The sequence below is a fragment of the Mycolicibacterium aichiense genome, from assembly GCF_010726245.1.
Taxonomy (GTDB): domain Bacteria; phylum Actinomycetota; class Actinomycetes; order Mycobacteriales; family Mycobacteriaceae; genus Mycobacterium; species Mycobacterium aichiense.
Genome location: NZ_AP022561.1, coordinates 4,534,309 through 4,547,220, shown reverse-complemented (window position 1 = coordinate 4,547,220; position 12,912 = coordinate 4,534,309). Strand labels below are relative to the sequence as shown.

Sequence of the window (12,912 nt, the reverse complement as noted above, 5' to 3'; positions counted from 1 at the left end):
TGCGGCCATGAGCGATGCCCTCGATCTCGAAGCCTTGGTCAACCGTTACCTGAGCACCGTCGCGGCGGGTAAAGCGGCCGATGTCGCTGCGCTGTACGCCGAGGATGCCACCCTGGAGGATCCCGTCGGCTGCGGCGAAGTCCATATCGGCCGACAGGCGATCGAGGGCTTTTACAAGAACGTCGAAGGCGCCGAGGTGAAATCGGAGCTGCTGTCGTTCCGCGCCGGTGGGACCGAGGCGGCGTTCATGTTCGCCCTCACGGTTGCGGGCGCGATGCGGATCGAGGTCATCGAGGTGATGGCGTTCAACAGCGACGGCGAGATCACGTCGATGAAGGCCTATTGGGGCCCGGAGAACGTCACTCAGCTCTGAGCGGTCCCAACCCCGGGTCGCTTCGCTCCTGCCCGCCGAGTCAGAAAACCGCGAACCACATCGCGATGTAGTGGCAGGTCGCAGCGACCGCGGTGCAGGCGTGGAAGAACTCGTGGTGGCCGAATGTCGTCGGCCACGGATTGGGCCACTTCAGCGCGTAGAACACCCCGCCGACGCTGTACAACAGCCCGCCGACGACCAGCAGCACCATGGCGGCGATCCCGGCACCATTCATGATCGGGACGATGAACCACACCGCCACCCAGCCCAGCACCAGATAGAGCGGCACGCCCACCCACCGTGGCGCCGACGGCCAGAAGCACTTCAGGAGCACACCGGCCAGCGCGCCGCTCCACACGATGGTCAGCAGGATCGCGCCGCTCCTCTCGGGCAGCGCCAGCATCGCGAACGGGGTGTAGCTGCCGGCGATGAAGATGAAGATCATCGAGTGGTCGAGCCGCTTCATCCACTTGCGGGCACCCGGCGACGTCCAGGTCACCCGGTGGTAGGTGCCGCTCACGGTGAACATCGCCACGATCGTCAGCGTGTAGATCAGCGTGGAGATGCCGGCCCGTGTCGATTCCACCGACCATGACACCGACACCAGCGCGGCACCGGCGATCGCGCCGATGACGGCGGCGTAGACGTGAATCCAGCCTCGCAGCCGTGGTTTTCCGAAGAACTCGACGGCGGCGTCAACGACGGCCTCGGGGAAGTCCTCCGCGTCCGACGACGTCGATCGGCGGGGATCGGTGGTGTCGACTCCTGCGGTCATCTCACCTCCATTGCGCCGGTGGCCACTGCCGCTCACAGTAGTCTGGATTGTCGTGGAGATCATTCCCCCGCGCCTCAAGGACCCGGCGTACCGGCTCTACGAGATGCGGCTGCGCCAGGAGCTGGCGCGCTCCAAGTCCCAGCTACCCCGCCATATCGCCGTCCTGTGCGACGGCAACCGGCGCTGGGCTCGTGATGCTGGTCACGACGACGTTGCCTACGGCTACCGGATGGGCGCGGCCAAGATCGCCGAAATGTTGCGCTGGTGCGCCGAATCCGGCATCGAGATGGCCACGGTCTACCTGTTGTCCACCGAGAATTTGCAGCGCGATCCGCAGGAATTGTCGGAGCTGATCGAGATCATCACCGACGTCGTCGAACAGATCTGTGCACCGGCCAACCGCTGGAGTGTGCGGACCGTCGGCGATCTGGAACTGCTCGGGGAGGAGCCGGCGCGACGGCTACGCGACGCCGTGGACAGCACCGCGCCGCTGGCGTCGACCGCGGCATTTCACGTCAACGTCGCCGTCGGTTACGGCGGGCGGCAGGAGATCGTCGACGCTGTGCGAGCGTTGCTGAGCAAGCAACTGGCCAACGGTGCCAGCCCGGAACAGCTGATCGAGTCCGTCACGATCGACGGCATTTCGGAGAACCTCTACACGTCGGGGCAGCCTGATCCCGATCTGGTGATCCGGACGTCCGGGGAGCAGCGGCTGTCCGGTTTCCTGTTGTGGCAGAGCGCCTATTCGGAGATGTGGTTCACCGAGGCGCACTGGCCGGCGTTCCGTCGGGTCGACTTCCTGCGCGCGTTGCGCGCCTACAGCCGCAGACATCGTCGATTCGGCATGTGATGGCCGCGCTGTCAGCAGTGGTGTTCACACTGAGCTGGTGGCTCGGTCTGTATCTGCTGGCACGTGACCCGCGTAAGCCGGTGCTCGCGCTGGCAGCGGTGGGGCTGTGCGGGTTCGCCGCCGTGGTGGCACTGGATGCGGTGCGGGTGGTCAGCGTCGCGCACGCCCAACTGCTCGGCCAGATCGAGATCTACCTCGTCGCGGTACCCGGGGTGGCCTGGTTCGCGGTCGTGCTGGAACTGGCCAGGCCGACGGACACCTGGCGCGGCCGCGCCGCCGAGCTGAGCCTGGTCGGCGTGGTCGCCGCCCTCACCCTGGTGGGCGCGGTGTTGGCCGGCTCGGTCGAGGGCCCGCTGCGAACCGGCCACTGGGTGATGTTCGCGGTGATCTCGGTGTCGACGCTGGGCGCGACAGTGGCCGCCGTACGCCGGGCCGCGCAGCCGGGTCGGGTCGCCGGTGTGGTGGTCATCGCCACGCTGTTCTTCGCGCTGGGCAACGCGATCCTGGTGATCCCGCTGGGCCTGGTGCCGAGCTGGCTGGCGTTGGCGTCCACCGGTTTTGACGTGCTGCTGCTCGGGTTGGCGGTCGCGTTGTGGGATGCGTTCGACGAAGGCCAGGCACTGCGCGCGGACATGCTGCGGTCGTTCATCGCCTCGGCGGTGGTGGCGGTGCTGTTCGGCGGGCAGGCGCTGATCGGGATGGCGGTCACCGGCGCCGACGGCCCGGGCCGCACCGCGCTGACCGCACTGCTGTTCACCAGCCTCGCGGTCGCCATCGCCATCAACGTGCTGGCCGACCCGCTGGCCGGGCTGCTGGACCGGTTGGCGTTCTCGAGATCGCCGCGCCTGCGCGCTGACCGCGCCGCCCTGCGTGGTGCGGAAGCCGCGCTGCCGCTGGTCGCCGAGAACCCGTTGGACGCCCTGGACGACGAGGCCTTCGCGCGGCTGACCCGCCGTGCGCTGGGCCACTACGGCGATCTGTCCAAACTCGTCGCCAGTCCACTGACGCAGCTGCCCGTCATCGATGAGCGACTGGCCGCCCGCGGAGCGGCCGACCAGCCGGTGGAGCGCGCCAACGAACTCAAGGCGCTGCTGGCCGATCACATCGCCCGGCTCAAGCCCCGCGACGGCGGCGAGTTCGGCACGACAGAGCACTGGCGCTACTACAACTCGCTGTACTTCCCGTACGTCGTCGGGGTGCGCGCATACGCCCAGAACGCCACCGCCGCAGGCCTGGACCCGGTCGCGCGGCAGGCGTGGCAGTGGTTCGTCACCGAGGTGCCGCAGCGCTCGCTGCACAACTGGCAGAACGCCGCGGCGCGGTTGATCGCCGCGGACCTGCGCGCCCGGATGGCCGTCGCACGGCCCTGAGCTGCGGTTGGCAGTGCCTGGCAGTGCCAGGCGTCGATCTGGCAGTGCGCGTCGAGCACCGTGATGACCATGACCGCCATAACCACCGGGAACCATCCGTTCTCCGATTCACAAGATTCGCTGCTGCGTTTCGCGATGCGCGTCGACGGCACCGGAACCGGCGTGCTCGGCCTCGCCGTCGCGGCGATGGCTGACCCGCTGGGTCGGCTGACCGGACTGTCCTCGGCGCAGGGTTATATCGCCGGCGCCGCGTTCGTCCTCTGCGGGCTCGTCGTCTACGCGCTGGCCGCCTCACCCGACCTGCGCCGCGTCGGCGCAGGACTCGTCGCGTTCAACGTCGTGAGCACCGTAGGTTTCATCGCGCTTGCCGAGACCGCGGTACTGCCGCTGACCACGTTCGGATCGATCGTCGCGCTGGCCGGCGGGCTCTACACCGCCACCTTCGCTGTCCTGCAATATCTCGGAATTCGCCGTTTGGAGGCACACGCATGACCACCACCCTGTCCACTCGATCGTCGGATTCGTTGTTGCGCATGGCCATGCGGGTCGACGCCGTCCTGTCCGGGCTGTGCGGCATCGTCCTGATGGCGGCCGCCGGACCGATCTCCGGGTTCACCGGCTTCTCTAAGGCCGCCGAGTTCACCACCGGAGCGGTCTTTCTCGTCTACGCGGTGGCGGTGTTCCTGGCCGCGGGACTGCGCCGGGTGCGCACCGCAGGCATCGTCACCGCGATCGCGAATCTGGTGTTCACCGTCGCGGCGGTGGTGGTCGTGATCGAGCTCGACCTGACCACCGCGGGTGTGGTCGCGACGCTGGGCAGCGGCGTGTACACCCTGGTGTTCGCCGACCTGCAGTACCTCGGGGTGCGCCGCATCAAATAGGGTTGCGCACATGCATGTCGTAGCGTTCGCCGCCTCGCGCAAGGCGGTCCTGGAAGAAGCCGGCGGGGTCACCGCGGAAGGCTTTCCGATGACGAGCTGCTACGTCGAGAGCCTGCCTGCACAGATCACCGTGCCGCTGGTGCTTGCGGTGCACGCCCAGGGCGGCACCGATTACGAGCCGCGCCGCTTCATCGTCGCGAAATCGCCCGAGGGTGAGCGGGTCGGGCTGTTGGAGTTCGCCTGGCAGTGGCCCGACAACCCAGGCGTGCCGGTGAAGTTCCGGGTCTTCGCCCACCACCTGCCGATCACCGTGTACTCCGCGGGGATCTACCGGGTGGGCCTCTACGACGATCCGGACGGCGCCGAGGCGGAGTTCGAGTTCCCGCTGCCGGTGTTGCGGCTCAACCCGCTCACCGGAGCGCCGACCAACTAGGTCTCCCGCTAGAGCTTGCGCAGCCGCAGCCGGTTGATCGCATGATCGGCGTCCTTGCGCAGCACCAGCGTGGCGCGCGGGCGCGTCGGCAGGATGTTCTCGATCAGGTTGGGCCGGTTGATCGAACTCCAGATTTCCCGGGCGGCCGCGACGGCCTGGGCGTCGGTCAGCCCCGCGTAGTGGTGGAAGTGCGAAGCCGGGTTCGCGAACGCGCCCGCCCGCATCGCCAGGAACCGGTCGACATACCACTTTTCGATGTCCTCGATGCGCGCGTCGACGTACACCGAGAAGTCGAACAGGTCCGACACCATCAGGGTCGGACCGGTCTGCAGGACGTTGAGTCCTTCGAGGATGAGGATGTCCGGGTGAGTGACGACGTGCTTCTCGCCGGGAACGATGTCATAGATCAGGTGTGAGTACACCGGGGCGCACACCTGATCGGCGCCGGACTTCACCGTCGTCACGAACCGCATCAACGCGCGGCGGTTGTAGCTTTCCGGGAAACCCTTGCGATGCATCAGGTTTCGACGGTTCAGTTCGGCGTTCGGATACAGAAAGCCGTCGGTGGTGACCAGGTCGACGCGGGGGTGGTGCTCCCAGCGGGCCAGCAGCGCCTGCAGCACACGGGCGGTGGTCGACTTGCCGACGGCCACGCTGCCCGCGACACCGATGACGAACGGCACCGGCCGGTCCGGGTTCTGCTGCGGCTCACCGAGGAACTCGGAGGTGGCGGCGAACAGCCGCTGACGCGCTGCCACCTGCAGATGGATCAGCCGGGCCAGTGGAAGGTAGACCTCTTCGACCTCGAGCAGGTCGATCTGCTCACCCAGGCCGCGCAGCCCGATCAGTTCGTCCTCCGTCAGCTTCAACGGGGTCGACATGCGCAGGGAACGCCATTGACTCCGGTCGAACTCGACGTAAGGGCTGGGTTCGCTCAGCCGCGCCATGGTGCCAGTCTTGCAGTTAGCTTGGTTGACATGCAGCCCGGCACCCTTATCCGCGATTACTTAACCCTCGGTTTGCGGTTCGACCGTATCGAGGAAGGCTACGTCGACTCCTTTACCGGCGATCCCGCGTTGCGCCGCGCCGTGGCCGACGAGCCCGCTCCCGAGCCTGCCGAACTGGCCAGGCAGGCCGACCGGTTGCTGACCGAACTGCCCGGCGTCGCCCGCACGGGTGGCTTCACCGACCAGCGTGCCGACTTCATCGGCGCGCACCTGCGGGCTCTGCAGTTCTCCGCGCGCAAGTTCGCCGGCGAGACGGTGGGTTTCGTCGACGAGGTGCGCAACTACTTCGATGTCGAGATCAGCCGCGGCGACCCCGAGCGCTACCGAGCGGCCCACGCCCGCATCGACGAGGTGCTCGGCGGCAGCGGTCCGCTGGCCGACCGGATGGAAGCGCATCGCCGCTCCGACGAAATCCCGCCCGAACGGCTCGAGGAGTGCATTCACGCGTTTTCCAGCGCGCTGCGCGACACGGTGCGGGCGACCTACCCGCTGCCCGACGCCGAGACCATCGTCTACGAGGTGGTCACCGACAAGCCGTGGTCGGGCTTCAACTACTACAACGGCAACTACACCTCGACCGTCGCGGTCAACGCCGACCTCAAGCAGCAGATGGCCAACCTGCCGCGGCTGGTAGCCCACGAGGCCTACCCCGGCCACCACACCGAGCACTGCCGTAAAGAGGCCGGGCTGGTCGCCGGCCAGGACCAGCAGGAGCAGACCATCTTTCTGGTCAACACCCCGCAGTGCCTGATGGCCGAGGGCCTGGCGGATCTGGCGCTGTATGCCGCGGTCGGGCCGGGGTGGGGAAGTTGGGCAGCAGACATCTACGCCGACCTCGGGCTGCGGTTCGACGGCGAGCGGGCCGAGGCGCTGTCGGAGGCGACGGCGGCGCTAGCCGACGTCCGCCAGGACGCGGCGCTGATGCTGCATGACGAACACCGCGACGTCGACGAGGTCGTCGCGTTCCTGCAGCGCTGGCTCCTGGTGGACGACACCCGGGCACGGCAGATGCTGCGGTTCCTGTCCTCGCCGCTGTGGCGGGCGTACACCAGTACCTACGTCGAGGGGTACCGCCTGCTGCGGGGCTGGCTCGACGCCCGGCCGGCCGGGGTGAGCCTGACCGAACGGTTCGGCCGGCTGCTCGACGAGCCGCTCATTCCATCTACGTTGCGGGTCGACGTGGCCTGAACAGGGCCGGATAGGCTTGGGTCATGACCGCAGACTCGACGATTTCGACGCACGCCCCCGCTCAGGGCGCCGACTACGCTGCCAGCGCCAGCGAGGCGTACCGGGCGGCGCTAAAGGTCATCGAGTCCGTCGAGCCGCGGATTGCCGATGCGACCCGCAAAGAGCTTGCCGATCAACGGGATTCGCTGAAACTGATCGCCAGCGAGAACTACGCCTCGCCCGCGGTCCTGCTGACCATGGGCACCTGGTTCTCGGACAAGTACGCCGAGGGCACCGTCGGTCACCGGTTCTACGCCGCCTGCCAGAACGTCGACACCGTCGAGTCGCTGGCCGCCGAGCATGCGCGCGAACTGTTCGGCGCCCCGTACGCGTACGCCCAGCCGCACTCCGGTATCGATGCCAACCTGGTCGCGTTCTGGGCCATCCTGGCCACCCGGATCGAGGCGCCCGCTCTGACCGATTCGGGGGTCAAGCACATCAACGACCTCTCCGAGGCCGAGTGGGAGCGGCTGCGCGCCCGGCTGGGTAGCCAGCGGCTGCTGGGCATGTCGCTCGACGCGGGCGGTCACCTCACCCACGGCTTCCGGCCCAACATCTCCGGCAAGATGTTCCACCAGCGCAGCTACGGCACCGATCACGAGACCGGCCTGATCGACTACGACGCCGTCCGTGCCGCGGCCAAGGAGTTCAAGCCGCTGATCCTGGTCGCGGGCTACTCGGCATACCCGCGGCGGGTGAACTTCGCGACGATGCGCGAGATCGCCGACGAGGTCGGCGCCACCTTGATGGTCGACATGGCGCACTTCGCCGGGCTGGTCGCGGGCAAGGTCTTCACCGGCGACGAGGATCCGGTGCCACACGCCCACGTCACCACCACGACCACGCACAAGTCGCTGCGCGGCCCGCGCGGTGGTCTGGTGCTGGCCACCGAGGAGTTCGCACCCGCCGTCGACAAGGGCTGCCCGATGGTGCTGGGTGGGCCGTTGTCCCACGTCATGGCCGCCAAGGCGGTTGCGCTGGCCGAGGCTCGCCAGCCGTCGTTCCAGGCCTACGCCCAGCGGATCGCCGACAATGCCAAGGCTTTCGCCGAGGGTCTGCTCAAGCGCGGCGCGACGCTGGTCACCGGCGGCACCGACAACCATCTGGTGCTGCTCGACGTCCAGTCTTACGGGCTGACCGGCCGCCAGGCCGAATCCGCCCTGCTGGACTCTGGTGTGGTCACCAATCGCAACGCGATCCCGTCCGACCCGAACGGCGCCTGGTACACCAGCGGTATCCGGTTCGGTACGCCGGCGTTGACCACCCGCGGGTTCGGTCCCGCGGAGTTCGACAGGGTCGCCGAGCTGGTGGTCGAGGTGTTGTCCAACACCGAGGCCGAAGGCACCTCGAAGGCCAAGTACAAGCTGGCCGACGGCACGGCGGATCGGGTGCACGCTGCCGCCGCCGAAATGCTGGCGGCCAACCCGCTGTATCCCGGGCTGACTCTGTAAGGCGTCGGGCCGGCGAAACGCCGGTGGCCGGGTTTTTAAACACCCGTGTCTTTGAGTTACAGTTACTTCATGGCACAGAAACCTGTCGCGAATGCGCTGACGCTCGAACTCGAGCCGGTTGTCGCTGACAATCTGGTTCGCTATCTGGCCACCGCCGACGAGTGGTACGGCCACGACTATGTCCCGTTCGACCAGGGCGAGAACTTCGCCTTTCTCGGCGGCAAGGACTGGGAGCCCGCCCAGGTCACCTTGCCCTCCGAGGTCGTCGACGCCTTGGAGATCCTGCTGATCACCAAGGACAACCTCGCCGGGTATCACCGCGAGCTGGTCGAGCACTTCATTCTCGAGGACAAGTGGGGTCGCTGGTTGGGCCGCTGGACGGCCGAGGAGAACCTGCACGCCATCGCGCTGCGGAACTACCTCGTGGTCACCCGCAACTTCGATCCGACCGCCAACGAGGACGTTCGCGTCAACCACGTCATGCGCGGCTACCGGGCCAAGAGCTTCACCCAGATCGAGACGCTGGTGTTCATGGCGCTCTACGAGCGGGCGCACGCGGTGTTCACGCGCAACCTCCAGGCCAAGATCGACGAGCCGGTGCTCAACGGACTGGTCGGCCGAATCGCCGCCGACGAGGAACGGCACGAAGAGTTCTTCGCCAACCTCGTCGCGCACTGCCTGCAAACCCACCGCGAGTCGACGATCAACTCGATCGCCCGTCGCGCGGCTGGATTCGGTCTGGTCGGCGGCGACATCTGGGAGTACCAGGACAAGCTGAACAACGTCGCTCAAGCCGGCATCTTCGGCTACGAAACCTCGCGCAAGGTGGTCACCGATCGCATCGCGGCTTGGGGTCTGGGCGACGAGGCGACGCTGAAGAAAATCGTTCGCTCATAACACGCCCGCGCGCCTGATCGGCGAGCGCGCTGGGACCGGAGTAGCGTCACTTTCGATGGCTAGCGACATGCTCTGCTGTCCGGGCGGTACCTATCGTTTCGACTACGACAGGACCGGTCCCGGTCCTGGTGCCGCAGTGTCCGCCGAGGGGTTCGCGGGGACCGCGTGAACCTGAGGAGCGCCCAGTGACCGATTCGCAGTCGCCCGTTCGGACGTATGTGCTCGACACCTCAGTCCTGTTGTCCGACCCGTGGGCGTGCACCCGGTTCGCCGAACACGAAGTGGTGGTACCGCTCGTGGTCATCAGTGAACTGGAAGCCAAACGCCACCACCACGAGTTGGGTTGGTTCGCCCGGCAGGCACTGCGGTTGTTCGACGATCTCCGTCTGGAACACGGTCGCTTGGATCAGCCGATACCCATTGGCACAGAAGGCGGAACGCTCAACGTCGAACTGAACCACAGCGACCAGTCGGTGCTGCCGTCCGGGTTCCGCACCGAGAACAACGACACCCGGATCCTGACGGTCGCCGCCAACCTGGCGGCGGAGGGTAAGCGAGTCACGTTGGTCAGCAAGGACATTCCGCTGCGGGTCAAGGCCGGCGCGGTCGGTCTGCTGGCCGACGAGTATCACGCCCAGGACGTGATCACCTCCGGCTGGACCGGAATGACCGAGCTCGATGTGGCTCCCGAGGATGTCGACGCTATCTTCGCCGAGGGCGAGATCGATCTCGAGGAGGCGCGTAATCTGCCGTGCCACACCGGCGTTCGGCTGCTCGGCGCCAACTCCAGCGCGCTGGGCCGGGTGAACGCGGACAAGAAGGTTCAGCTGGTGCGGGGTGATCGCGAAGTGTTCGGCCTCCGGGGAAGGTCCGCCGAACAACGCGTCGCCCTCGATCTGCTGCTCGACGAGTCGGTGGGCATCGTCTCGCTGGGCGGCAAGGCCGGCACCGGCAAGTCGGCGTTGGCGTTGTGCGCGGGTCTCGAGGCGGTGCTGGAGCGCCGCACCCAGCGCAAGGTCGTCGTGTTCCGCCCGCTGTACGCCGTCGGCGGCCAAGACCTGGGGTACCTGCCGGGCAGCGAGAGCGACAAGATGGGGCCCTGGGCGCAGGCGGTCTTCGACACCCTCGAAGGCCTGGCGTCACCGGCCGTGCTGGAGGAGGTGCTCTCCCGCGGGATGCTCGAGGTGCTGCCCCTGACGCACATCCGGGGGCGTTCGCTGCACGACTCGTTCGTGATCGTCGACGAAGCTCAGTCGCTGGAGCGCAACGTGCTGCTGACCGTGCTGTCGCGGCTGGGCAGCGGATCGCGGGTCGTACTGACCCACGACGTCGCGCAGCGCGACAACCTCCGGGTCGGGCGTCACGACGGTGTGGCTGCGGTCATCGAGAAGCTCAAGGGCCACCCGCTGTTCGCCCACGTCACGCTGATGCGCAGCGAACGATCGCCGATCGCCGCACTGGTCACCGAGATGCTCGAGGAGATCAGCCCCGGCGCCCTGCCCTGACACGGCGGAATCGCTGAGAATCCCTCCCAGGCGCGCCCGGTAAAATCACACGCGTGCCACGCCGCCCCGACAGCCTGTCCTGGTCCTACGTGCGGACTGTCGTGGGTGTCGTGGCGGGCGTGGCCGTCGTCGTGATCGGGGGTTTCACCGGGCACGTCAAGGTGGCCAAGGCTGATGCCGTCGACTGCACGGTGGTCAAGTGCGTGGCGCTGACCTTCGACGATGGGCCGTCGCCGTACACCGACCGCCTCTTGGGCATCCTCAACGACAACGACGCCAAGGCCACCTTCTTCGAGATCGGCAACAAAGTGGCGGCCAACCCGGCCGGTGCGAAGCGGGTCGTCGACGCCGGCATGGAGCTGGGCAGCCACACCTGGGAACACCCGAACATGACGGCGATCCCCCCGGAGGATGTTCCTGCCCAGTTCAGCAAGGCCAACGACGCCATCAAGGCGGCCACCGGGCAGACGCCGGTGCTGTGGCGGCCTGCCGGCGGGCTCACCAACGACGCGGTCAACAAGGTGGCCGCCCAGTACGGGCTCGCCGCGATCCTCTGGGACGTGATCCCGTTCGACTGGATGAACGACTCCAACACCGCAGCCACCCGCTACATGCTGATGACCCAGATCAAGCCCAACTCGGTGGTGCTGTTCCACGACACCTATTCGTCGACGGTCGACTTGGTCGAGCAGTTCATCCCGGTCCTCAAGGCCAACGGCTACCACCTGGTGACCGTGACCCAGATGCTCGGCCCGCGGGCGCCGGGCAGCGTGTACGGCAGCCGCGACAACGGTCCGCCCGCCAACGATCTCCAGGACATCCCGCCCGGCGACATTCCGACCCTGCCCGCGACCCCGTCGCCGAAGCCGATGCCGAACATTCCGATCACCGACATCCCGGGGGCCAATTCCGGTGGCTCCAACAACGGCGCATAGTCGGCGCGCCTAGGTGCACACCGCCACCTCGTTCGTCCTCACCCTGCTGGTGCTCGGCTATGCCGTGGTGTCGGGCTTGGTGGGCCGGTGGTACGTCGCCCCGGCGTTGATCTTCGTCGGGCTGGGAATGTTGTTCGGGCCCTTCGGTTTCAACCTGCTGCAAGCCGGCCCTGGCACCGAGGGCTTCACGATCCTGGCGCAGCTCGCGCTGACCGTGATCCTGTTCAACCAGGCGGCAAAGCTGGACCCGGGCAAGGTGTTCCGGCGCGGGCATGTCACGTTCCGGCTGCTGGTGATCGGCATACCGCTGACTCTGGTGCTGGGAACGCTGACCGCGGCAGCACTGCTGCCGGTGCTGCCGTGGTGGGAGGCGGTGTGCCTGGCGGCGATCGTGGCGCCCACCGAGGTGGCGCTCATCGAAGCGCTGACCGAGGACGGCCGGGTTCCGGAGCGGGTGCGCAATGCGCTGTCGGTGGAAAGCGGCTTCTACGACGGCTTTGCGCTCGCGGTGCTGCTGGCCGCACTCGCGCTGGCCTCGGCACACACCGACGAACGCCCGCGGGACTGGACCTGGTTCGTGGTGCGCACCGAGGTGGTATCGCTCGCGATCGGGGCGGCCGTCGGACTGCTCGGCGCGGTGGTGATCGCGTGGTCGCGGCGGCGGGAGTGGATGAACGACACCTGGGCTCAGCTGGCCACCCTGGCCATTGCGCTGATCTGTTTCGAATTCGGCGAGCGGGTGCACGCCAGCGGGTTCGTCGCCGCCTTCACCGGAGGTCTGGCGTTCGCGATGGTCGCGCGGCGCAGCAACACCCAGGTGTCGAACCAGGTGACGGATGCCACCGCACAACTACTGGAGTTGTTGGTATTCGCGATGTTCGGCGCGTTCGCGGTGATCGACGCCTGGCAGCACACCAGTTGGCGAGTGGTGCTGTTCTGCATCCTGGCGCTGTTCGGCGTGCGCGTGATCGCTGTGCTGGTAGCGCTGATCCGCACCGATCTGCCCGCCTACAGCCGAGTGTTCATCGGCTGGTTCGGGCCGAGGGGTATCGGCACGGTAGTGCTCGGGCTGCTGGTGATCGAGCGTGGCGAGATCCAGCATCCCGACCTGCTGACCCAAGCCGGCGTGATCGCGGTGACGCTGAGCCTGGTACTACACAGCGTCACCGCGCCCCTTGGGATTTCACGCTATAGGCAGGGCGCCTAGG

The 12,912-nt window shown here is 67.4% G+C and carries 14 protein-coding genes; 12 read left to right on the top strand and 2 right to left on the bottom strand.

Annotated features, from left to right (window positions below; genetic code table 11):
- Positions 1-7: 7 nt before the first annotated feature.
- Positions 8-373 (top strand): nuclear transport factor 2 family protein, encoded by a 366-nt coding sequence (locus G6N32_RS21880; protein WP_036343651.1) that lies wholly within the window; start codon positions 8-10, stop codon positions 371-373.
- A gap of 40 nt (positions 374-413) precedes the next feature.
- On the opposite strand, the gene trhA is transcribed toward G6N32_RS21880, so the two are convergent.
- Positions 414-1,148: a PAQR family membrane homeostasis protein TrhA gene (gene trhA, locus G6N32_RS21875; RefSeq protein WP_115321843.1), complete on the bottom strand. Its 735-nt coding sequence runs from the start codon at positions 1,146-1,148 to the stop codon at positions 414-416.
- 52 nt (positions 1,149-1,200) lie between these two features.
- Here trhA and G6N32_RS21870 point away from each other — a divergent pair, with 52 nt between their 5' ends.
- The 5 genes from G6N32_RS21870 to G6N32_RS21850 all read left to right on the top strand — a co-directional run bounded on the left by G6N32_RS21870 (position 1,201) and on the right by G6N32_RS21850 (position 4,682).
- Positions 1,201-1,998, top strand: coding sequence for a (2Z,6E)-farnesyl diphosphate synthase (locus G6N32_RS21870; protein WP_036343654.1), 798 nt, complete (start codon positions 1,201-1,203; stop codon positions 1,996-1,998).
- On the top strand, positions 1,998-3,368 hold the full coding sequence (locus G6N32_RS21865) for a hypothetical protein (protein WP_115321842.1): 1,371 nt from the start codon (positions 1,998-2,000) through the stop codon (positions 3,366-3,368). The genes G6N32_RS21870 and G6N32_RS21865 overlap by 1 nt, the downstream gene beginning before the upstream one ends.
- 63 nt (positions 3,369-3,431) lie before the next feature.
- Complete coding sequence (locus G6N32_RS21860; RefSeq protein WP_410432295.1) at positions 3,432-3,860, top strand: hypothetical protein; 429 nt, start codon at positions 3,432-3,434, stop codon at positions 3,858-3,860.
- Entirely contained in the window at positions 3,857-4,249 is a 393-nt protein-coding gene (locus tag G6N32_RS21855; RefSeq protein ID WP_115321841.1) for a hypothetical protein, read from the top strand. Before G6N32_RS21860 ends, G6N32_RS21855 begins: the two co-directional genes overlap by 4 nt.
- Positions 4,250-4,259: 10 nt before the next feature.
- On the top strand, positions 4,260-4,682 hold the full coding sequence (locus G6N32_RS21850; protein WP_115321840.1) for a hypothetical protein: 423 nt from the start codon (positions 4,260-4,262) through the stop codon (positions 4,680-4,682).
- A gap of 8 nt (positions 4,683-4,690) precedes the next feature.
- Here G6N32_RS21850 and coaA read toward each other — a convergent pair whose 3' ends face one another.
- A complete protein-coding gene (gene coaA, locus G6N32_RS21845; RefSeq protein WP_115321839.1) occupies positions 4,691-5,629 on the bottom strand; it encodes a type I pantothenate kinase in 939 nt (312 codons plus the stop codon).
- Positions 5,630-5,659: 30 nt separating this feature from the next.
- Between coaA and G6N32_RS21840 the strand changes: the two genes are divergently transcribed.
- The 6 genes from G6N32_RS21840 (at position 5,660) to G6N32_RS21815 (ending at position 12,911) form a co-directional block, all read left to right on the top strand.
- Entirely contained in the window at positions 5,660-6,877 is a 1,218-nt protein-coding gene (locus tag G6N32_RS21840) for a DUF885 domain-containing protein (RefSeq protein ID WP_115321838.1), read from the top strand.
- 23 nt (positions 6,878-6,900) lie between these two features.
- Positions 6,901-8,367, top strand: a complete 1,467-nt coding sequence (locus tag G6N32_RS21835) for a glycine hydroxymethyltransferase (protein WP_115321837.1) — start codon at positions 6,901-6,903, stop codon at positions 8,365-8,367.
- Positions 8,368-8,436: 69 nt separating this feature from the next.
- A complete protein-coding gene (locus G6N32_RS21830; protein WP_115321836.1) occupies positions 8,437-9,264 on the top strand; it encodes an acyl-ACP desaturase in 828 nt (275 codons plus the stop codon).
- 218 nt (positions 9,265-9,482) lie between these two features.
- Complete coding sequence (locus tag G6N32_RS21825; RefSeq protein ID WP_410432338.1) at positions 9,483-10,769, top strand: RNA 5'-3' helicase PhoH2; 1,287 nt, start codon at positions 9,483-9,485, stop codon at positions 10,767-10,769.
- 53 nt (positions 10,770-10,822) lie between these two features.
- On the top strand, positions 10,823-11,704 hold the full coding sequence (locus G6N32_RS21820) for a polysaccharide deacetylase family protein (protein WP_115321834.1): 882 nt from the start codon (positions 10,823-10,825) through the stop codon (positions 11,702-11,704).
- Between the two features lie 13 nt (positions 11,705-11,717).
- Entirely contained in the window at positions 11,718-12,911 is a 1,194-nt protein-coding gene (locus G6N32_RS21815) for a cation:proton antiporter (RefSeq protein WP_115321833.1), read from the top strand.
- Position 12,912: the final 1 nt, after the last annotated feature.